At 63.9% G+C, this 21,222-nt stretch carries 20 protein-coding genes; 10 read left to right on the top strand and 10 right to left on the bottom strand.

The window, feature by feature from the left end:
* Window positions 1-17: 17 nt before the first annotated feature.
* Complete coding sequence (locus AB7F49_RS01515) at window positions 18-1,019, bottom strand: ABC transporter substrate-binding protein (protein ID WP_428519589.1); 1,002 nt, start codon at window positions 1,017-1,019, stop codon at window positions 18-20.
* Window positions 1,020-1,173: 154 nt separating this feature from the next.
* Complete coding sequence (locus tag AB7F49_RS01510; RefSeq protein ID WP_428519587.1) at window positions 1,174-2,283, bottom strand: LLM class flavin-dependent oxidoreductase; 1,110 nt, start codon at window positions 2,281-2,283, stop codon at window positions 1,174-1,176.
* 108 nt (window positions 2,284-2,391) lie between these two features.
* Between AB7F49_RS01510 and AB7F49_RS01505 the strand changes: the two genes are divergently transcribed.
* On the top strand, window positions 2,392-3,396 hold the full coding sequence (locus tag AB7F49_RS01505) for a LysR family transcriptional regulator (RefSeq protein ID WP_428519585.1): 1,005 nt from the start codon (window positions 2,392-2,394) through the stop codon (window positions 3,394-3,396).
* Here the strand turns inward: AB7F49_RS01505 and AB7F49_RS01500 are convergent, their stop codons facing one another.
* The 3 genes from AB7F49_RS01500 to AB7F49_RS01490 all read right to left on the bottom strand — a co-directional run bounded on the left by AB7F49_RS01500 (window position 3,397) and on the right by AB7F49_RS01490 (window position 6,808).
* Window positions 3,397-4,392, bottom strand: a complete 996-nt coding sequence (locus AB7F49_RS01500) for a Bug family tripartite tricarboxylate transporter substrate binding protein (protein WP_428519583.1) — start codon at window positions 4,390-4,392, stop codon at window positions 3,397-3,399.
* An 81-nt stretch (window positions 4,393-4,473) separates the two neighbouring features.
* The gene (locus tag AB7F49_RS01495; protein ID WP_428519581.1) at window positions 4,474-5,037 is read right to left on the bottom strand and encodes an NADPH-dependent FMN reductase; all 564 of its coding nucleotides are present in this window, start codon (window positions 5,035-5,037) and stop codon (window positions 4,474-4,476) included.
* Between the two features lie 37 nt (window positions 5,038-5,074).
* Window positions 5,075-6,808: an FAD-dependent monooxygenase gene (locus AB7F49_RS01490; RefSeq protein ID WP_428519579.1), complete on the bottom strand. Its 1,734-nt coding sequence runs from the start codon at window positions 6,806-6,808 to the stop codon at window positions 5,075-5,077.
* A gap of 67 nt (window positions 6,809-6,875) precedes the next feature.
* On the opposite strand from AB7F49_RS01490, the gene AB7F49_RS01485 reads away from it, so the two are divergent.
* Complete coding sequence (locus tag AB7F49_RS01485) at window positions 6,876-7,670, top strand: IclR family transcriptional regulator domain-containing protein (RefSeq protein ID WP_428519577.1); 795 nt, start codon at window positions 6,876-6,878, stop codon at window positions 7,668-7,670.
* A 13-nt stretch (window positions 7,671-7,683) separates the two neighbouring features.
* On the opposite strand, the gene maiA is transcribed toward AB7F49_RS01485, so the two are convergent.
* From maiA to AB7F49_RS01470, 3 genes are all read right to left on the bottom strand, one after another.
* Entirely contained in the window at window positions 7,684-8,334 is a 651-nt protein-coding gene (gene maiA, locus AB7F49_RS01480) for a maleylacetoacetate isomerase (RefSeq protein ID WP_428519575.1), read from the bottom strand.
* A gap of 145 nt (window positions 8,335-8,479) precedes the next feature.
* Complete coding sequence (locus tag AB7F49_RS01475) at window positions 8,480-8,923, bottom strand: GlcG/HbpS family heme-binding protein (RefSeq protein ID WP_428519573.1); 444 nt, start codon at window positions 8,921-8,923, stop codon at window positions 8,480-8,482.
* 13 nt (window positions 8,924-8,936) lie between these two features.
* Window positions 8,937-9,824 carry an NAD(P)-dependent oxidoreductase gene (locus AB7F49_RS01470; RefSeq protein WP_428519571.1) on the bottom strand — a complete coding sequence of 296 codons (888 nt, stop codon included), beginning with the start codon at window positions 9,822-9,824 and terminating at the stop codon, window positions 8,937-8,939.
* A gap of 200 nt (window positions 9,825-10,024) precedes the next feature.
* Here AB7F49_RS01470 and AB7F49_RS01465 point away from each other — a divergent pair, with 200 nt between their 5' ends.
* The 8 genes from AB7F49_RS01465 to AB7F49_RS01430 all read left to right on the top strand — a co-directional run bounded on the left by AB7F49_RS01465 (window position 10,025) and on the right by AB7F49_RS01430 (window position 18,476).
* Window positions 10,025-11,800, top strand: a complete 1,776-nt coding sequence (locus tag AB7F49_RS01465; RefSeq protein WP_428519569.1) for a CocE/NonD family hydrolase — start codon at window positions 10,025-10,027, stop codon at window positions 11,798-11,800.
* Between the two features lie 168 nt (window positions 11,801-11,968).
* A complete protein-coding gene (locus tag AB7F49_RS01460) occupies window positions 11,969-13,216 on the top strand; it encodes an ABC transporter substrate-binding protein (protein ID WP_428519567.1) in 1,248 nt (415 codons plus the stop codon).
* 189 nt (window positions 13,217-13,405) lie between these two features.
* The gene (locus AB7F49_RS01455; RefSeq protein ID WP_428519565.1) at window positions 13,406-14,266 is read left to right on the top strand and encodes a branched-chain amino acid ABC transporter permease; all 861 of its coding nucleotides are present in this window, start codon (window positions 13,406-13,408) and stop codon (window positions 14,264-14,266) included.
* The gene (locus AB7F49_RS01450) at window positions 14,263-15,243 is read left to right on the top strand and encodes a branched-chain amino acid ABC transporter permease (RefSeq protein ID WP_428519563.1); all 981 of its coding nucleotides are present in this window, start codon (window positions 14,263-14,265) and stop codon (window positions 15,241-15,243) included. Before AB7F49_RS01455 ends, AB7F49_RS01450 begins: the two co-directional genes overlap by 4 nt.
* Window positions 15,240-15,980, top strand: coding sequence for an ABC transporter ATP-binding protein (locus tag AB7F49_RS01445; RefSeq protein WP_428519561.1), 741 nt, complete (start codon window positions 15,240-15,242; stop codon window positions 15,978-15,980). The genes AB7F49_RS01450 and AB7F49_RS01445 overlap by 4 nt, the downstream gene beginning before the upstream one ends.
* Window positions 15,970-16,704 carry an ABC transporter ATP-binding protein gene (locus tag AB7F49_RS01440; protein WP_428519559.1) on the top strand — a complete coding sequence of 245 codons (735 nt, stop codon included), beginning with the start codon at window positions 15,970-15,972 and terminating at the stop codon, window positions 16,702-16,704. The genes AB7F49_RS01445 and AB7F49_RS01440 overlap by 11 nt, the downstream gene beginning before the upstream one ends.
* Before the next feature lie 116 nt (window positions 16,705-16,820).
* Window positions 16,821-17,879 carry an amidohydrolase family protein gene (locus AB7F49_RS01435; RefSeq protein WP_428519557.1) on the top strand — a complete coding sequence of 353 codons (1,059 nt, stop codon included), beginning with the start codon at window positions 16,821-16,823 and terminating at the stop codon, window positions 17,877-17,879.
* A gap of 39 nt (window positions 17,880-17,918) precedes the next feature.
* Window positions 17,919-18,476, top strand: a complete 558-nt coding sequence (locus AB7F49_RS01430) for a flavin reductase (RefSeq protein ID WP_428519555.1) — start codon at window positions 17,919-17,921, stop codon at window positions 18,474-18,476.
* A 233-nt stretch (window positions 18,477-18,709) separates the two neighbouring features.
* Here the strand turns inward: AB7F49_RS01430 and AB7F49_RS01425 are convergent, their stop codons facing one another.
* Window positions 18,710-19,000: a hypothetical protein gene (locus AB7F49_RS01425; RefSeq protein WP_428519553.1), complete on the bottom strand. Its 291-nt coding sequence runs from the start codon at window positions 18,998-19,000 to the stop codon at window positions 18,710-18,712.
* Between the two features lie 203 nt (window positions 19,001-19,203).
* Window positions 19,204-21,090, bottom strand: a complete 1,887-nt coding sequence (locus AB7F49_RS01420) for a thiamine pyrophosphate-dependent enzyme (protein WP_428519551.1) — start codon at window positions 21,088-21,090, stop codon at window positions 19,204-19,206.
* Between the last annotated feature and the right edge of the window lie 132 nt (window positions 21,091-21,222).

Here is a 21,222-nt window from a genome sequence, read left to right as displayed (position 1 = left end):
CCCCGGAATGCCCAATCTTACTTCAGCCGCTTCAGCGCTTCCTGGGCGATGCTCAGATCGGAATATTTTTCGACATCGATCTGGTCCTTCACGAAGCCCAGTTCCTTCGTGATGTTGACATTGCTCTGCAGCGCTTTCAGATCGGGAAGCATGTCCGGATTGCGATAATAGTCCGCTTCGGTGAACAGCCATCCGAACTGGGCGGCCGGGCGCTTGGTGATGCGCGCCGCGATTTCGGCCGCTTCCTTCTGGTTCTTCGGATCGAGATACCAGCGCACGATCCGGATCGTGTCTTCCATGAAGTCGACCATCGCCGCGCGATTCTTGTCGAGGAACGGCTTGCGCGCCGTCCAGATGATCATGTCGGTCACGCCGATTGCGTCGCGCTGGCTGAACAGTGGTCGCGCGATCTTTTTAAGCTCCGGATCGAGCGAAAATGGCAGCACCGCCGGGATCAGATCGACCTTCTTTTCCGCGAGCATTGCGCGCATGGTCGGGAACGGCGTCTCGAGCACGGTGTAGTCGCGCTTGTTCTCGAGCCCGCCCTTGCGGAGCATTGCCCGCATCGCGACATCCACGGCGCTGCCGGACACGTTGGTCGCGACCACCTTGCCCTTCAGATCGGCGACGGTCTTGATCGGGCTGTCCTTGAGCACGTAAAATTCGTTGGTGTAGCGCCCGTCGACGCCGTCGCGAAACTCGTCGCCGATCACCCGCAAGTCTTCGAGGCCGGCATTCTTGATGGCGATGCCGAGCGTGGAATAGGCAAGATTTGCAACGTCAAGTTCACCATTGGCGAGCGCGGTGATCATCAGCGGCGTGCCGGCATAGCGAACCGGATCGAGGGTGTAGGACTTGCCGAGATGCTTCGCGAGATCCTTCTTCTCCATCAGGATCGAGGCCCAGTTCGACACCGGCGCGGTCCAGGATACCCTGATTTTCACCGGCTGCTGCGCCAAAGCCTGGGTCGTTACAGCGCCCGCGAACAGCGCAGCAAGAATCCATTTTGCGAATCGCATTCCTTCCTCCCTATTTTGAGCGGCTTGTCTTGTGACGGCAGCGATGCCGTCGCGCAAACCTGTCGCGCCATAGAAAGCCGATCCGGATATCAGGTCAAGCCGGACCGCATCGCGGTACAGCAACGCCTATCGGCGTGGCCACCGAACGATGCGGTCACTCTGCCGCATCACGCGCATCGGGACCGATTGCCGCATTCACCTTCGGCATGACCTTTTCGGCGAGCAGCACCATCGAGCGCTTGCCGAGCGCGGGATCCGCCCAGTCCTTGCCGGCATAAAGCAGGGTTCCGAAATCGCCGACCTTGTCTCGGAAGGCGAGAATTTCGTCGGCGACCTTGTCGGGCGAGCCATGGATCACAAGCTCGTCGCAGATCGAATCGAGCGTCACCTCGTCGTCGGGCTGATCGCGATACGTCTTGAACAATTCGATGCGGCCATTCGCCTTCAGTTTGGTGAAGAGCTGCTGGTAGTAAAAGCGATAGGGCGAGTTTGGCGCGGTCGCGTAGTCGCGCGCGGTCTTGTCGTCATCGGCAACGAGGATGCTCTTGGCCACGCGCCAGTTGGCGGGGTCGGCAGGGCGGCCGGCGCGTGCGCAGCCCTCGGCATATTTCGGCCAGTGGCTCTTGACCCATTGCGGCATCAGGAAGTTCGCCGAGATCGGCTCCCAGCCCCGCGCCGCGGCTTCGGTCACACCTTTGGAGAACGGCGCGACCGCAGTCACCACGATCGGAGGGTGGGGGCGCTGCAGCGGCTTGGGGATGAAGCCCTGACCGATCTTCGGAAGATAGTGGCGCTCGCTCACCACATTCCAGTATTTGCCGCGCAGATCATAGGGCGGCTCGCCGGCCCAGATCGCCAGCACCTGATTGATGCATTCGAGAAACATCTCGTTGCGGTTGGCGTCGAGATTGCCGAACACCTCGGCGTCGGAGAGAAGACCGCCCGGCGATATGCCGAAGATGAAGCGGCCGTCCAGCATGTGGTCGAGCATCGCGATTTCCGCAGCGATCGCGGCGGGATGGCTGTTCGGCATGTTGACGGTGCCGGTGCCGAGCTTCATCTGCTTCGTCGCATGAATGAGCGAGGCGATGAAGATCGTGCAGGAGGTGATGTTCTCGGCCTGGTCGGTGGCATGTTCGCCGACGTAACCCTCACAGAAGCCCAGTTCGTCGGCCAGAATGAAGGCTTCCCGGTCCTCCCTCAGCGATGTTCGCCAGTCCTTGCCGAGCGCATGGATCGGCATCGTGAAAAAGCCAAGCTTCATCGGTCGTCCCTCCACCGCGCGGAATCTAGCTGCGCAACCCCTTCGAATGAAATAATATGAACTGACCTAGATCATTAGCTTTCCTGATAGCTGGTCAACCCGAGCCGGATGCCGAGCCCCGCGACGTTCCGACAGATCCAGGCCATCATCGCGGTGTGCGAAGAAGGCTCCTTCACACGTGCGGCCGCGCGCGAGCATGCCACGCAATCGGGCATTTCACAGCATGTCGCCGCGGTGGAAAAGGCGCTCGGCGTGCGGCTGTTCGAGCGCACCCCGACCGGCGTGACACCGACGCCGGCGGGCCTTCGCTATTACCGGCGCTGCGTCGACGCGGTCGGCCTCCTCGACCAGGGCGCCGAGGAGATGAAGGCGCTGACCGGTGCCGTCACCGGCGTCCTGCGAATCGGGCTGATGCCGACCTTCACCCGCGCCGCTCTCGCTTCGACCCTGCAGCACTTCGTTCCGGCGCATCCGGACGTGCGGCTGCATATCGTGGAGGCCTATAGCGGGACGCTCACCGAACAGGTGCTGGGCGATCAACTGGACTTCGCGATCGTACCGGCCTTCGAGGGTCGCATCGGACTGAAATCGCGGCTGATCCTGCGCGACCGCGAGGTGCTGATCTGCGGGCGGGCCACCGGACGGAAGCCCTTGCAGCCGGTGCGGCTTGCCGATTGCGCGCCGCTCAAGATCGTGGTGCCGGGACCGGACAATATCCGGCGGCGCAACCTCGAGGTCTATTTCGAAAGCAACAATGTCGCGATCGAGCGCATGATCGAAATGGATGCGATGATGGCGACATTCGATTTCGTCGCGCGCAGCGATTTCGTCACCATCCTGCCCGGTCTGATCTGCGTCAACGACATCGGAGGAAACCAGTTCACGATCAATCCGATTGTCGACCCGCCGCTCGATTCGGAATTCATCGTCATCACGCCGGCACGGCGCACGCTGTCGACTCCGGCGCGGCTTTTCCTGGAGCGGTTCGAGACGGACATCCGCAAGATCGTCACATCGCTCGACGCCGTGCTGCATCGGCCGGCGGGCACCGGCTTGCCGCCGGGACCGTCATCGCGGTCCCGGCGCAAACCCGTACAGGGCGTTCGGTCGTGATCAGAACGCCTTCTTCCAGGCGCTGCCTTCCTCGCCGATCGCCTTGGCAAAATCCGCTCCGCCAAGTGAATAGGGCACGATACCGTTTGCGGCGAACTTGCTCTTCACGCTTTCCGTCGTCAGCGCGTGTGCCACCGCCTTCGACAGGCTCTGCACGATCGCATCGGGTGTGCCCTTCGGTGCCATCAACCCGAGCCAGGTGAGGATCGTGAGCCCTTCAAAGCCGGATTCCTTGAAGGTCGGCACATCGGGGACGGCAGCGCTTCGCTTGTCGCCGACCACTGCAAGCCCTCGCATCGTCCCGGCCTTGATATGGGACACCGCCACATTGAGCGCGACCACCGCGCCGGCGATATTGCCGCCGAGCACATCGGTGATCGCCGGCGCACCGCCCTTGTAGGGGACATGAGTGATATCGACGCCTGCGGCCTTGCGGAACAATTCAAGATAGCCGTGCGTGGTGTTGCCCTGTCCGGCCGAGCCGATGGTCAGCGGGCTGTTGCTCGCCTTCGCCTCGGCGATGAATTCCTTGAGCGTCGTCGCCTTCATCTTCGGGCCGGCGACCAGGATCATGTCGCTATAGGCGGCGATCGCGACCGGCGTGAAATCTGTCACAGGGTCGTAGCCCGCATCCTTGGAGAGAACGGGGTTGATGGTGATGACGCTCGAACTGGTGAACAGCAGGGTCTTGCCGTCCGGTTCGGCCGCCTTGACCGCCCGCGCCGCAAGCGCGCCATTGGCGCCGGGCTTGTTCTCGATGATGATCGAGATGCCTTCCTTCTTCTGGATTTCTTCGGCCAGAAGCCGCGCGGCAAGGTCCACGACGCCGCCGGGCGCGAACGGAATAAGAAGCCGGATTGGCGATGGCAGGCCTTCCGCCACAGCCGGCGCAGTCAGTCCGGTCGCAAGGATGACCGTTCCGACCAGCAACGCCGGAGCCATCCACCGCCGGAACATTCCGGCCAACGGGTTCGTACGGGTTCTCAACCAAAGCATGCCGACTCTCCTGTGCTCGTCATCAACGACATACCCGGCCGGGTGGCCGGCATGCGCTGCACACGCATGCCGGAATTTCCGTCATGCGATCGCGTTGCGCTTCGCGGCGCGAACGAAAGTGTTGAACGCTGCCAGTTGCTGCGTGATCATCGCGCGCGTGGCCTCGTCGGCGATCTCGCCATGGTTCGGCGCGACCTTTCCCTGAACGCCCGCAATGATCACTTCCGGACGGTTGAAGACGAGCGCTTCGACGAAGACGAGCACCTGCCGCAGGTGATATTGCGCGCGGGCGCCGCCGAGCGCGCCTTGCGAGGCCGATTGCAGCGCGACAGGCTTGTTCCTGAACGGCTGCTCCGGAAGCCGCGACAGCCAGTCGATGGCGTTCTTCAGGACGCCGGGCATCGAGTAATTGTATTCGGGCGTGACGATGATCACGCCGTCTGCCCGCGCGATGAGATCGCCCAGCGCGACGACGCTCGGGGGAAAGCCTTCCGCCTGAACGTCCGCGTCATAGGGCGGGATGTCCGCAAGCGAGGGAGCGGCGCTGATCGTCATTCCCTCGGGAGCGAGCAGCGGAAGCGTGCGCACCAGCATCGCATTGTACGATCCGGACCGAAGGCTTCCGCAGATTGCGACGATGTTCATAAGACCGCTCTTCTTCGTTGACGGCAGCCCGCGCAGCTCAGCCAGCCGCGCGCGCAGAGCCTGGATAGGCAACCACATTCGGTGAACGCCGTTCGTATTGCCGCATATGCTCGGCGGTCATCCATCTGTCTCCGGCGCGGCACGCGCCGACCCGCAATCCCGCGCCTCTGACGATGTCGATCAGCGCGGCGCAATCCTCGGGCAGGGTGTCGCCCCGCCACGCGACGTGGCCGTCGGGACGCACCAGCACGTGAGCGGTCCGATAGAGCGCCGCCGCCTGCGGATTGCGGATCCGATGCACCGCGAGCGGGACGTTGCGCGATTCCGCGGCGCGCTTCAGCGGCTCCGGCGACCCCTCCGCGAAGCTGAGAAGCGTGAAGCCCGCGCCGAACAGATCGATCGTCGATGTCTGCGGACCAAGCCATGCATGCGGCGCCCGCCCGCCCGGATAACTGGTCGGCGCATATCCGAAGGTATCGTCGGCCGGCGGCGGCGTCCCGTCCGGGACCACGATCGGGGACGCGTGATAGATGTGTCCGAGATGAACGCCGGGCGGAAGCCAGGACCTGGTGTTCTGTTCGACCAGCCGCGCGCCGATGCGCTCGCGCGCCGCCCTGCCTTCGTCGGTCTCGGCCGCGATGTTTGCGTCATCGGAGCCGTCCGTCAGCCGGCGGTAGTTCATCAGCGAGACTTCATTGGCGCGACTTGCCGCCGGTCTCCGCTCGAAATCGTAGCTGTCCAGCAGAACGCTCCCACCCCAGCCCTGCAGCGTCGCCGCAAGCTTCCAGCCGAGATCGAACGCATCCTGGATGCCGATATTCATGCCAAGCCCGCCATTCGGCGGATGCGCGTGCGCGGAGTCTCCCGCAAGGAACACCCGCCCGTCCATGAACCGGTCGGCGGTCGTCATCTTGCGCACCCAGAGAATCTTGTCCTCGACGGTGAACGGCACGTCGCGACCGAAGCAGCGGCGCATGATCGCCGCGACATCCGTACGCTCGAGCGCTTCCCTGTCCACGCCGAGCAATTGCAGCCGGAACAAATCCTTGCCGTCGATCATGGTCAGGAACGACCAGGTGCCTTCGGGTCCGACGAACACGTAGCGGAAGGCCGGCGGGGTCCGATGCGAGTAACGGAAGTTCGGAATGGTCAGGTAGATATTCAGCGACCAGTCCAGATGCCGCTGGCCGCGCACCTGGATTCCGAGACGGTCGCGCACGAGGCTGTCCGACCCGTCGCACCCGACAAGGTATTGCGCGCGAACATAGCGCGCGGCACCGGTGACCGAGTCGACGAGGCAGGCGGTGGCGCCTTCGGAATCCTGCTCGAAGCTTTCGATCCTCGTCTCGTAAGCCAGCCGGACCTTTTCGAAGCCCTGGGCGCGGCGCTTGAGAATCGGATCGAACCAGGTCTGCGGACATGGAACGGGGCGTTCGGGGCTGAATTCCGACGACCGGTGCTGTCGCAGCGTGGGGACCTTGACGCGGCCAAGCTCGTGACCGTCGAGATGCGTGACGAATACACTGTCGAGCGAATGATCGTGTGGGAAGCCCCAGCGCCAGATCTCGTCGGTTATTCCGATCTGCCTGCAGATCTCCATGGTGCGGACGCCGACTTCGATCATGCGCGCCGAGCCGAGCTTTTCGCCGCGCTTCTCGACCAGCAGGACCTCAATTCCGCGCCGGCCCAGTTCGCAGGCAAGGGCGAGGCCGACGGGACCACCGCCCGCGATCAGCACGGCCGTGTTCGACGGAAGCGAACCGAAACTCATGTCACTCATCCACTGGCACCAACCTGGAGATCAGGCTAGGTGGCGCCACTTGCGTGGGTCAACAAAAATGACCAAATTGTTCGGTATGCGAACCGACTTGTCCCGCGATCGAAAATCCGACGGTGAACAGATCGCAGGTCTGGCGAAGGGGCTGGCGATAATCGAGGCGTTCGAGCACCAGCGTGCACCGCTTTCGATCAGCCGCGCCGCCGAAATTGCGGGCTTGTCGCGTGCCGCGGCAAGACGCTGCCTGAGAACATTGCAGAAATGCGGATTCGTGCAGTTCGAGGACGATCACTATCATCTGACAGCGCGCGCGCTGCGGCTCGGACAGGCCTATGTCGCGTCCAATCCGCTGCCACGTCTGGTTCAGCCGATCATCGAGACAATCAGCCAGCGCGGGCGCCATTCCATGACTGTTACCGTGCTCGACGGCACGGAAGCCGTGGTGATCGCCAGGACGCTGGTTCAGCGGGTTCTCCTCGGCGGCATGGCGCTCGGCACGCGCTTGCCGGCCTATTGCTCCGCGAATGGACACGTCCTGCTTTCGGAATTGCCGGAAGCGGCGGTGCGCGACATCCTGCAGCGCTCGGACCTGCGCAGAAGGACGCCGCATACCCGCGTGACGGTGACCGAAATCCTGCGCGAGCTTCGGGTCGTGCGCGCCCAGGGCTACGCCATCAACGATCAGGAGGTCGAACGCGGCGTTCGCAGCATCGCGATTCCGCTTCGCAACCGGCAGGGCACGATCATCGCCTCGATCAGCGCGGCGGCGCCGAGCACGATTACCGATCGCCGCTATCTTCTCAAGCTGCTGCCCGATATCGAGGCCGTCCGCACCCGCATCCAGGGCGCGCTCTGATCCGGCGGAAGCGTCACGTCGCGGCCGGCGCGCCGGGCTGCTTCAGCGGATGCGCCTTCGCGAACGCCTCCTGCTTCAGGCAGGTCTCGACGATGCGCCGCACCGTGGGATAGGGCGCGAGATCGTATTTGAAGAAATTGCAGCCGGTGGCGTGGCTGACGAGGCAGATGTCGGCCATCGTCACGCTGTCGCCCTGGCAATAGATTCCGGTGTCCTTGCCGGTCGCGAGATTGGTCTCGAATGCCTTCATGCCCTCGCCGAGCCAATGATGAATCCATTTCATCCGCGCCGGCTCATCGAGCTTCAGCTCGTGTTCCAGATAGTCGCGCACCCGCGGAACGATCAGCGGATGCGCATCCGAGGCCACGATTCCCGACAGGGCGCGCACCCGCGCGCGCGCGAGCGCTTCCGACGGAAGCAGACTCGGGTGCGGATGCACGTCGTCCAGATATTCCATGATCGCCATCGACTGGAACAGCACCGCGCCGTCGTCGGTGACCAGCGCCGGCAGCAGCATCTGCGGGTTGACCTTGCGATAGGCGTCGTTGCGCTGCTCGCCCTTCATCAGGTCGACGTTGACGACCTCCGGCGAGAGCCCCTTGATGTTCAGCGCAATGCGAACGCGAAACGATGCGAGCGAACGCCACCAGGAGAAGAATTGCATATTGACCGTCTCCGCTGCTGTCACCTTCCCTGCAAGGGAAGGGTCGGACCGCGCAGCGGTCCGGGGAGTCATGTCGTGGTGGGAGTGGACCACCCGACGCGCTGCGCGCGTCGACCTCCCCCCTTTCCGGGGGGTGAAGGGAAGGCTATTTCTTGCTGCCGCCGGGATCGGCCTTCAGTCCTGCCGCCTCGATCCCGGCAATCGCACAGATTTCGTCGTTGTCCGAGGTGTCACCGGAAATCCCCACCGCGCCGATGACATCGCCGCCCGCATCGCGGATGAGCACCCCGCCGGGATTGGTCACCACGCGCCCGCCGCTGGCCGCCGCCAGCGTGGTGAAGAACATCGGCGTCTTCTCGGCGCGCTCGAACAGCGTGCGCGAGCCCAGACCCATGCCGAGCGCCCCCCAGGCTTTGCCGAACGCGATGTCGAAACGCAGGATGCCGGACTTGTCCTCGCGCTTGAACGCCACCAGATGACCGCCGGCGTCGAGCACCGCGACCGTCAGCGGCTGGAAGCTTTTCTCGCGCGCCGTCTTCAGCGCGGTGTCGAGAATGGTCGACGCCTGTGCCAGTGTCAGTCCGCTCATTTGCTGTGTCTCCTCAAGCCTTGTTTCGGCGCGCCCAATAGACCGCCAGCCCCGATCCGTCGCCCTGACCGTAACCCGCCGCGCTGGCCTCGTCGAAACAGGCGAGTGTCTTCTCGATCAGCGGCAGGTCCACGCCGACCGCCTTGCCTTGCGCGATCATGGTGCGGATGTCCTTGCGCGCGTCGTCGAGGTTGAAGGTCACGGCGCCGAAATCGCCGCCCGCAAGCCACGCCGCGATGTTCGGCCCCCGGTTCTTCACGGCGGCCGGCGCACCGGAGGTATCGGCGAGAATATCGAGCATGCGCTGCGGTTCGATCTTCAGGTGCCGGCTGATCGCCAGCGCCTCGCCCAGCGCCTGCCAGTAGATCATCAGCGGCAGGTTGATCGCGAGCTTCGTGCCGGCGCCGGCGCCGACCTCCCCGACATGCTCCAGGCGGCGGCACATCTGGTCGAGCAGCGGTTTCGCGCGCGCGACATCGACATCGGTGCCGCCGGCGAAGCCGAACAGCTTGCCCTGCCGCGCCGGGCCCGTGGTTCCGCCGACCGGACATTCGACGAACGCCGCGCCCTTGGCACGGACTTTCCCCGCGAGCGCGATTTCGGTCGCCGGCTGCACCGTGCTCATCTCGATGAACAGCTTGCCGGTCACGTCGGCGGAGAGAAGGCCCGACGGGCCGTCATACACCGCATCGAGCGCGGCGGCATCGGTGAGGATGGTGACGATGGCGTCCGCCTGTGCCGCGAGATCGGCCGGCGATGACGCGACTTTGGCGCCCGCATCGGCGAGCCCTGCCGCCTTGTCCGCCGAGCGGTTCCAGACGATCAAGTCGTGGCCGCACTCCATGAGCCGCGCTGCAATAGCCCCGCCCATCTTGCCGAGACCGGCTATTCCGACACGCATCTAGCGCTCCTCCCGGCTCCGCTGATGGAAGCTTGCGCCATTGTTAGCGCGTCCGCAGCGCACTTGGCAAAAGCTTCGCGCTATGGCGTCATTCCGGGGCGTGAACGAAGTTCACGAGCCCGGAATCCAGAAATGCTCACAATGCTAGGCCCCGGATTCCGGGTTCGCTGCTCCTCAGCGCTCCGGAATGACCGAGAGAAATGAACACTCACCAGCACCGCAGCGAGACGCGCGACGGCATGCGCATCGATTTCGATGTGCCGATCGCGATGGATGATGGCGTCGTCCTGCGCGCCGACGTCTTTCGCCCAGTGAAAAGCGGCCTCTATCCGGCGCTCCTGACCTATGGGCCTTATGCGAAGGGCCTGGCCTTCCAGGACGGCTATCCGAGCGCCTGGGAGCGCATGGTCACACAGCATCCGGACGTCGCCGCCGGATCGAGCAACCGCTATCAGAACTGGGAGGTGGTCGACCCGGAGAAATGGGTCCCGCACGATTATATCTGCGTGCGCGTGGACTCCCGCGGCTGCGGCTGTTCACCGGGCTTCATCGACCATTTCTCGCCGCGCGAAACGCGCGACTTCTACGCATGCATCGAATGGGCCGGCATGCAGGCCTGGTCCAACGGCAAGGTCGGCCTGAACGGCGTCTCGTATTACGGCATCAATCAGTGGCATGTCGCGTCGCTGCAGCCACCGCATCTCGCCGCCATGTGCATCTGGGAAGGCGCCGCCGACTGGTACCGCGACATGACGCATCATGGCGGCATCCTGTCGACCTTCTGGGCCAACTGGTACGACATGCAGGTCAAGACCGTGCAATACGGCGCGGGCGAACGCGGGCGCCGGTCGCGGGTGCATGACGAACTGGTCTGCGGTCCGCAGACGCTGACCGAAGCGCAATTGCAGGCCAATCGCTGCGATTTCGGCAGCGATATTCGCGCGCATCCGCTCGACGACGACTACCACAAGGCGCGCTCGCCGGACTGGTCGAAGGTGACGGTGCCGTTTCTGTCCGCGGCCAATTGGGGCGGCCAGGGTCTGCATCCGCGGGGCAATTTCGAAGGCTTTGTCCGGGCGGCGTCGAAAGAGAAATGGCTGGAAGCGCACGGCATCGAGCACTGGACGCATTTCTATACCGATTACGGACGCGAGCTGCAGCTTCGCTTCTTCGATCATTTTCTGCACGGCCGGGACAATGGCTGGACCAGGCAGCCGCGCGTGCTGCTCCAGGTCCGCCATATCGACCGGTTCGTCGAGCGTGCCGAAAGCGATTGGCCGCTGAAGCGCACGCGCTGGACGAGGTTCTATCTGCGGCCGGACGGTACGCTGTCGGCCACAGCATCCGCGAAAGCGGTCAAGGTGACATTCGATGCGATGGACGATGGTGTAACCTTTCTCACACCGCCGCTGCCCCGCGACACTGAACTCACCGGACCTTCCGCACTCAAACTGTTCGTGTCGTCCTCCACAAACGATGCCGACATATTCGCGATCCTGCGGGTGTTCTCGCCCGACCTGAAGGAAGTGGTGTTCCAGGGAGCGATCGACCCGCATACACCGATCGCCCAGGGCTGGCTGCGCGCCTCGCATCGCAAGCTCGATCACAAACTGTCGAAGCCGTGGCGGCCCTATCATTCACATGATGAAAAGCGACCGCTGAAGCGCGGCGAAATTGCCGAACTCGATGTCGAGATCTGGCCGACCTGCATCGTGGTCCCAAAGGGATACCGCGTGGCACTCACACTTCGCGGAAAGGACTATGAGTATGGCGGGTCAAGCGGCGGCCGGCTATCCAATTTCAAGAACGAACTGAAGGGCTGCGGCCCGTTCCTGCATGACGATCCGATGGATCGCCCGCCCGCAATCTTCGCAGGTGCAACATCCCTGCACTGGAGCCGAAGCCGGAAACCCTATCTGCTGCTGCCGGTCATCCCGCCAGGTCAAAACTCACGATCAAAATCAAGGCAATCGTGATCGCAGAACGCTGGACGAAAGCCCGAAAAGGCGCGCTATAGTCTTTGCGACGGCACAACAACCAAGATTTTGGAACAAGACGCTGAAGCGTCGCGCCGCAAGAGGAAACGCCAATCAATAGCTCCGGGCGCGAACACGCACGGAAGCAAACAACAGGGAGGTAATGCCGTGACGATCAATCGACGGAGCGCCATCAAGGGCGCGCTCGCTGCTGGTGTGGGCTCGCAGGTTCTGAAAATTCCTGCCGCCGTTGCGCAGGCCGCGCCGATCCAGGTCGGATTCCTCACCGTGAAAACCGGGCCGCTCGCTTCGGGCGGCATTCAGATGGAACAGGGCCTCACGGCTTTCTTCAGGGAACGCAACAACACGCTGGCAGGCCGCAAGGTTGAAATGCACACCGCCGACACCGCGGGCAATCCGGCGCAAACCCGCACCAAGACCCAGGAACTGGTGGAGCGCTTCAAGGTCAATTGCCTGATCGGACCGCTCGCCGCATTCGAGGCGCTGGCGATCGACGACTACATCCGCTCGACCCAGACGCCAATTCTCACCGTGGCCGGCGCGGAAGACATGACGCAGCGCAAGGCGAATCCGTGGCTGGTGCGCCCCAGTTCGACCTCCGCGCAGCCCAGTCATGCAGTCGGCGACTTCGCCGCCAGGGACATGAAGATCAAACGGGTTGCGGCGCTCGCCGACGACTTCGCCTTCGGGCACGAGAATGTCTCGGGCTTCCTGCGCGTGTTCGAGGATTCAGGCGGCAAGGTGGTGCAGAAACTGTTCACGCCGCTCAATGCCCCGGACTACGGCACCTATATATCGCAGCTCAAGCCGGACCTCGATGCGGTCTATACCGGTCACGCCGGTTCCAACGGCTTCAAGTTCATCAAGCAGCTGCGCGAATACGGCAACAAGGCGCAGATCCTCGGCGGCTTCACGCCGGTGGACGAGTCCCTGCTGCAGCAGATCGGTGACGACGCGCTCGGCGCCGTGACCGGCAACTGGTATTCGGCGCAGCTCGACAATCCGATCAACAAGCGGTTCGTCGCCGCGATCCAGAAGGACTACAAGGTCGATCCGGGCGTCTATGCGGCCGAAACCTATCTCTGCGGCGAGGTGCTGGAAGAGGCGCTGAAGCAGGTAAAGGGCAATATCGAGGACAAGAACAACTTCATGAAAGCGCTGAAGGGCGTGAACATGAAGGAATCCCTGCGCGGCCCGATGCATTTCGACGAATACGGCAACGTGGTCGGCAACCTCTATATCCGCAAGGTGGAACGCAAGGACGGCAAGCTGGTCAACGCGGTGGTCAAGACCTATCCGGATGTCAGCCAGTTCTGGACCTACAAGCCGGAGGAATTCCTCAAATCGCCGGTCTATTCGCGCGACTTCCCGCCCGCGAAGAATCTGGAGAACTAGCTCGCTCTTCCTTCCCTCTCCCCACTTCAGCGCGGAGAGGGTGGCGAGGACCGTCAGGTCCGAGCCGGGTGAGGGGCTCACTTCGAGACTTGCGTTGCGGCGCGTCCCCCTCACCCGGACCGCTTCGCGATCCGACCTCTCCCCGCACGCGGGGAGAGGTTAAAGCGGCACCGGGGCGCATATCACGCAATGCAATTCTGGATCATCCAAACGCTGAACTCGGTCGCGTTCGGCGGCCTGTTGTTCCTGCTGTCGTCCGGCTTCTCGCTGATCTTCGGGCTGATGCGCATTCCCAATCTGGCGCATGGCGCGTTCTTCATGCTCGGCGCCTATTTCGGCTATACGCTGCTGTCGCTGAAACTCAATTTCTGGATCGCGGCGATTGGCGCGGGACTCGGCGTCGGACTGGTCGGGATCATTCTGGAGCGCTTCGTGCTGCGGCGACTGCCCGGCAACGCACAGGGCCAGGTGCTGGTCACGCTCGGGCTTTCCTTCATCATCGCCGACCTGTGCCTGCTGATCTGGACCGGCGATCCGATGCCACTGCCGGCGCCGGCCGAATTGCGTCCGCCGCTGCGCTATTTCGGCATGGCGTTCCCGACCTATCGCCTCGTGGTGCTGGGGCTGGCACTCGTTGCCGCGGTCGGCCTCTATTTTCTGATGGAGCGCACGCGCATCGGGGCGATGATCCGCGCCGGCGTCGATGACATGGAGATGGCGCGGGGCGTCGGCATTCCGGTCGGCCGGCTGTTCACCATGGTGTTCCTGCTCGGCGCGGCGCTGGCCGGCACCGGCGGCGTGCTCGGCGGACCGATCCTGAATGCCTATCCGGGGCTCGATGCCGACATGCTCCCGCTCGCCTTGATCGTGGTGATCCTCGGCGGCGCGGGCTCGCTGCTCGGCGCCTTTGTCGGCAGCTTCGTGGTCGGCTTTCTCTATAATTTCGGCATCGCGCTGGTGCCCGACCTCGCCTATTTCGTGCTGTTCCTGCCGATGGTGCTGGTGCTCGTATTCCTGCCGCAGGGCCTGTTCGGACGGGTGCAATTGTGAACCGCGGCAACATCATCGCGCTGGTCATCGCAGCGGCGCTGCTGATCGCGTTGCCACGCATCATCACGCACGAATTCTACATCAACATGGCGAGCCAGGTGCTGATCTTCGCGATACTCGCGCTCAGCCTCAACCTGATGCTGGGTTTCGGCGGCATGGTGTCGCTCGGCCACGCAGCCTATATCGGCGTCGCCGGCTATACCTGCATCCTGCTCACCGTCGCGGGCTGGCATCCGCTGCTGGCGGCGATCGTCGCACTCATCCTTTCCACCATCTGCGCCGGCATATTCGGCATGCTGTCGCTTCGCGCGCCGGGACTTGGCTTCCTGATGATCACGCTCGCGCTCGGGCAGATCGTGTGGGGTATCGCCTATCGTGCGAACACGCTGACCGGCGGCGACAACGGCATCAGCCTGCCGGCGCGCCCGCAACCCTTCGGCTTCGACATCACGACCGCCACATCGTTCTATTATTTCACCCTGGTGGTGTTCGCCGCGGCGCTGTTCGGCATGTGGCGGTTTTCGCGCTCGCCCTTCGGCGCCAGCCTGATGGGCACCCGCGACCAGCCGCGCCGCATGCGCATGCTTGGGCACAATGTTTGGATGGTGCAGTGGCTGACCTTCGTGATCGCAGGCTTCTGGGGATCGGTCGGCGGGCTGATGTTTGTCTATTACAACGTGTTCCTGTCGCCGCATGCGCTGACGCTGCAGCAATCCGCCGAAATCCTGCTGATGGCGATCCTGGGAGGCGCCTCTTCGCTGACCGGGCCGATCGTCGGCGCCGCCATCATCACCCTCATCAAGAATGTCGCATCGACCTATGTCGAGCGCTGGAACACGCTGCTGGGTGCGATCTTCATCGCGGTCATCATCTTCATGCCGCTGGGGCTGGTGCCGGGCTGCCGCGCGCTGTGGATGCGGTGGGTCAATCGCAACGGGCCCAAGGCTCCGACGGCCGCCGCGGAGCCGGCCGAATGACGCCTGCCATCGCCATCGACGGCCTCAACAAAAGGTTCGGCGGCCTGCCGGCGACCCGGAATGTGTCGCTGACCGTCATGCCCGGAGAGCGCCGGCTGATCATCGGCCCGAACGGCGCCGGCAAGACCACGCTGTTCAATCTCATCACCGGCGATCTGACCGCCGACACAGGATCGGTGAAGCTGTTCGGCCAGGAACTGGTCGGCATGCCGACCGAGCGGCGGGTGCATCTCGGCCTCGCCCGCACTTACCAGATACTCACGCTGTTTCCGAAGGAAACGCTGCTCCATAACGTCAAGCTCGCCTTGCTCGGGCTCGATCCGGTGCGCTGGAATCCATGGGCCGCGCTGTCGGGCCGGACCGCCATGAACAAGGCGGCGCAGGAGGCGCTGGCGCAGGTCGGCCTCGACGGCAGCGCCGACCGGATCGTTGCGGAAACCTCCTACGGCGAACGCCGGCGCCTCGAATTCGCGATGGCTCTCGCGCAGAAACCCAAGGTGCTGCTGCTCGACGAGCCGCTCGCCGGGCTCTCGCAGGAGGAACGCAAGACCCTGAGCGCGCTTCTGAAAACGATTCCGCGCGACGTCACCATCGTGATGATCGAACACGACATGGATACCGCGCTGGAATTCGCCGAGCGGATCACGCTCCTGCATTACGGCGAGGTGATCGTGGAAGGCAGCCGGAGCGAAGTCGTGGCCGATCCGCGCACGCGGGAGGTCTATCTTGGCGACTGATCCCGCGACGCAAGCACTCGCCGTGTCCGATGTCGATGCCTATTATGGCGACAGCCACGTCCTGCATGGCGTGAGCTTCGCGCTGGAGGAAGGTCATCTGCTCGGCCTGCTCGGCCGCAACGGCGCCGGCAAGACCACCTGCATGTCGTCGATCATGGGCTTCCTGAAGCCCCGCCACGGCTCGATCCGGTTGTTCGGCGAGGAGATTGCGGGGCTCGCGCCCGACACCATCGCCCATCGCGGTATCGGTCTCGTGCCACAGGGACGCCGGGTGTTCCGCTCGCTGACCGTGCAGGAGAATCTCAGCGTCGCCGAGCAGCGCCGCAAGCGAGCCGACAGCCGGCCGGAATGGAATTTCGAGCGCGTCTACGCGCTGTTTCCGCGTCTGAAGGAGCGCCAAGCCCAGCTTGCCGGGTCGCTCTCCGGCGGCGAGCAGCAGATGCTCGCGATCGGCCGCGCGCTGATGGGAAATCCGCGCGTGCTGCTGATGGACGAGCCGTCGGAGGGACTTGCGCCGCAGCTTGTCGCCGAGGTCGGCCGCACCATCGCGCAGCTCAAGGCGGAGGGGCAGTCGATCGTGCTGGTCGAACAGAACATCAAGCTCACGCTCGATCTTGCCGACGAGGTCGTGATCATCAATACCGGGCGCGTCGCGTTCAATGGCTGCGCCGACATGGTGAAGAGCGACCATGCATTGATCGCGCAGCAGCTCGGGGTATTTTGATGACAGCCCCTCTCGCTGTCATTCCGGGACCATCTTTCTTGTCATACCGGCGCGCCAGCGCAGCGAGCGAGCCCGCCTGCGGCCGCACCGGAACTTGCTGAAACGAAAGTGCACCCATGACCGCCTGGAACAGGTACGAGCCCACCGCAGCCCGCCACCATGGCAAGCCCGGTCGCGAAAGCCGGCCGCAAAGTGTGACCATCGACATTCACTCGCATGTCGCGGTGCCCGCCGCCGGCGCGTATGTCGCGCAGCAGAATGCGCGCAATCCCGGGCTGCACGACTTCCAGTCGGCTGACGTCGCCGCGGTGAACGCCAAGCAGGACGCGGACATGAAGACGCGCATCGTCGAATTCGAGCCGCGGCTTCGCAATCTCGACGCCATGGGCATCGACATGCAGGTGATCAAGCCGCCGCCGGGGCAGTGCTATTACACGCTGCCGGTCGAGGCCGGCGTCAAGGCGGCGCAGCTCGTCAATGACGGCATCGGCGAATATTGCGCCAGGCAGCCCGACCGTCTGATCCCGTTCGGCACCGTGCCGCTGCCCCATGGCGAGGAAGCGGCGAAGGAACTGGATCGGATCGCGAGCCTCGGCTTCCGGGGCGTGCAGATCCTGACCAATATCGACGGCAGGGAATTGTCCGATCCGGTCGCCGCGCCGTTCTGGAAGAAGGCCGAAGAGCTCGGCCTGCTGGTCGTCATCCATCCGAACGGCTTCACCCATGGCGAGCGGCTGAAGCGATTCTACTTCAACAATGTCATCGGCAATCCGCTGGAGACCACGATCGCGCTGCATTACCTGATTTTCGACGGCGTGCTCCATCGCCACCCGAAGCTGAAACTTCTGGCGGTGCACGGCGGCGGCTATCTCGGCGCATATTACGGGCGCATCGACCATGTCTGGGGCGCGCGATCCGACGCCCATGCCGACCTGCCGAAACCGCCGACCAGCTATCTGAAACAGATATATGTCGACACCGTCGTGTTCTCGAACGACCAGCTCGAGGCGCTGGTAACAGCCTTCGGGCCCGACCACGTGGTCATGGGGACCGACTATCCGTTCGACATGGCCGATTACGACCCGATCGGTCATGTGGCTTCCATTGACGCTTTCGATTCTGCTACGGTGGGCAAAATCGTGGGCGGCAACACGAAACGGCTGCTGGGGCTGTAGTCGACAAGCGCCGCTCCTGCAATCCTGGAAGCGGCACGCATGAGCTGGATCGACAATTCACCCGTCAGTGTCTGGGAGCGCGATCAGGCCGCGGCACCAGCCGTTCCCGGCGCGCCGCTGGCCGAGCCTGCGATCTTCCGGGAAGCCATGAGCCGGCTCGGCGCCGCGGTTCACATCATCACGACGTCAGGCACCGCCGGCCGGGCCGGCTTCACGGCGACCGCGGTGGCTTCGGTGTCGGACTCGCCTCCGACCGTACTGGTCTGCCTGAATCGCAAGAGCCAGATCACACCGGTGATGCGCGACAACAAGGTGTTCTGTGTCAACACGCTGGCGTCCAGCGAGGAAGAACTGGCGAACGTGTTCGCCGGCCGCACCGGCGTGTTCATGGCCGAACGCTTCATGCGCGGCGACTGGATCGCGCTCGAGACCGGTGCGCCGGTACTCACCAACGCGATCTCCGCGCTCGATTGTCGGGTACTTGAAATGAAGTCGGTCGCGACCCACGACATCTATTTCGGCGAAGTCGCGGCGATCCGGCTCGCCAACGCCGAGAAGGCGCTGGTCTATCACGCGCGGGCGTACAAGCACGTATAGTCGCGGTCGCCGCCGCGAACGCAAAGACCGGATTCGGCGTGGCACGCAAAATCACTTGCGGCCTCACCCGTCGACAAGTCGAGGCGAATTCACCCACTGCCGCCGCCGGTAGCGGCGGCGCCGATGCCGCAATCACGTGCGGCTGGTGTTGCCGGCGATTCTCACCGGACAAGGCTGTGCGACCGCGCTGCAACGGAGGTCACAACCCCATGCAGCGCTTCCTTCACACGATTCTAGCGAACCCGTGCCGAGTTAAACGGCGGCCCGATCAAGTATTTGCCGTTCCGGGACAATCTTTGTGTCCATGACATACCGCTCGGGCTGGTGAAGGTGTAGTGATTGCCCTTGCAAGTCCACCGGTAGGGCCACACGGCAACCGCCACGCCGTTTGGATAAACGGTCGTGAAGCCGTTCTGGTGGCTCCATACGCCGACCAGCTTGCTGGCGCAGCTGGCCGGTGCCGCGGCGTAAGCGCTTGCTGCAAATGAAACCGTCATCAGAAGTGCAATCGCGATTTTTTTCATGGCTCCCTCCATACTCTGACAGCCGTCTACTGCCACCCGGACCACCTGGCCGGGTCGACAGCCATAAGCATGGGGAACAACGGGTTCCCTGGTCAAGCGGCTGCCAGGGAAAAGTCGATAAAAAGGCTAATATCGGCGCGGGAAGGTCTTATTTTGCCTGGTCTTGTGACCCCGTACGCGTGCCCCGTACGCGTCCCGGCGCCTCAAATATCCTGTGTGATCCACTCGCGCTGGACGCCCTCGCACCAGTTGCCGACATTCCATTGCCCGAAGGCGCCGAGCCCGGCGAGTTCTTCCGGCCCCGCGTAAACCGGCACATGCAGGACGGACAGGCCGTTATGCGCGTGTGCTTGTTTCAGAGCAGCGCGCAATTCGTCCGCGCTGCAGCCGCCATGCGCCGCACGCACGCCCTTCACCGCGCCGGCAAGCTGCACGTAATCGACTGCGACCGAATCGCTGGTACGGAATTCCCGGCCGTATTGCGCGATCTGCAGTCCGGTGATCGCAGCCATGCGGCGGTTGTCGAAGATCACGATCATGCCGCGCAATTTGTGCTCGACCGCGTCGATCAGCACCTGCGGGTTCATCATGAAGGACCCGTCCCCGGTGAAGGCAATGCCGTAACGCGGCTTGTCGGCCATCGGCGACGCGAGCAGACCGCTCACCGCAAAGCCCATATAGGACGCGCCCGACTCGGTGAAGGTGTCGCCCGTCTGGTCGTCCTCGACGATCTGGAAGCCGTTGGCCTGGACGTCACCCGCATCGAAGAATTTTGCCGCGTCGATTTCCTTGGCGAAATCCGCCACCACCTTGATCGCGGCGGGCTGATAGAGCACCGCACGCTGCCATGCCGCGTCATGGGCCGGCGGCGCATCGAACCGCGCCTTCTTGAAGGCTGTCCATTCCGCCTTCTTCGCGGCGCAGGACTTAAGCCAGTCCGCCTTGTTGGCGCTGGCGCCGGCGAGATGCACGCACAGCCGCTCGATCACCGCGCCGATGTCACCCGCAAGCGCGGTGGTGTGGTTGTAATGCAGCGCGTCGGCGAAATCGCCGTTGATGTTGATGACGTGCTTCGCCGCCTTGTAGCCAATGCCGGAGCAATCCGCCTGACACACGCCGCGCGAGCCGATCACGATGACCAGTTCGGCATTGGCCATCGCGAAATTGCCGCTGATCGAACCTTTCGAGCCGCCGACATGCATGTTCTGCGGATGCGCGTCGGGCAGGACGCCGGTCGACCCCGGCGACAATACGACCGCCGCGCCCGACATCTCGGCAAGGCGCCGCACGGCCGCGTCATGGCCGCGGGTGCCGCCGCCGGCCTTGATCGCAATGCTCGTCGCCTGCGCGATCAGCCGCGCCGCCTTCACATAGGGCTTGTCGTCGACGGGCGCGAGCACCGGTAAATCGGGCCGGTCGGGCAAAGCCGCGATGTTCACGGTGATGCGCTGCGGCTGGGTATTGAGCGGCAGCAGCAGATAGAACGGGCCGGCACGATAGGGATGATTGACCGCGAGTGTGCCGCGGCGCAGCGCGTCGCGCAGCGCTTCCGGCGTGTGCAGCACATAGGAGCCACCCATCAGCGCCGTCATGCGGCCGAACAGGCCCTGCTCCTCCTTCGGCACCTGCTGCATGTTGTAGCCTTCGCCGAAGGTCGTCTCGTCACCGTAGATATGATAGACACCGACGCCGTTCGATGCAGCCGCAAGCGAGCCTGCGAAGGCTTGCAGTGCACCCGGCCCGATCGAGGTGACGACGGCGGGGATTTCGCCATATTGCCAGCGCAACGCGGTCGCGGCATGCGCCATCTCGACCTCGTTGCGGAAATTGAAGGTGCGGGTGACGCCCTCCTCCTCGTAGATGCGCAGCACGTCGCCGAGATCGGTCGAGCCATGGCCGAAGATCGCGAGATATTTGCTCACGCCCTGCTTCAGCAGTCCGAGGACGAGGGCTTCCGACAGCGTCGTCTCAACTAGCTTCGGCAGAGCGCCTCCGGCTAACGCCTCTGCAAGCGAGCCTGCTTCATGGATCGCGCGGGCGCGCGTACGCATCGCGTCGCGCTGTTCGCCGTCGGAGGGACGTGTGAGCATGGGATCAAACCAATTTGCGTACCAGCTTCCGCCCTCATCCTGAGGCGCGAAGCGCCGTCTCGAAGGGGCGAAAGCGGCCCCATCCTTCGAGACGCGCACTGCGTGCGCTCCTCAGGATGAGGCCGATCCGGA

The sequence above is a fragment of the Pseudorhodoplanes sp. genome, assembly GCF_050250235.1.
Classification (GTDB): Bacteria; Pseudomonadota; Alphaproteobacteria; order Rhizobiales; family Xanthobacteraceae; genus Pseudorhodoplanes.
This window is presented reverse-complemented; position numbering and strand designations above follow the sequence as displayed.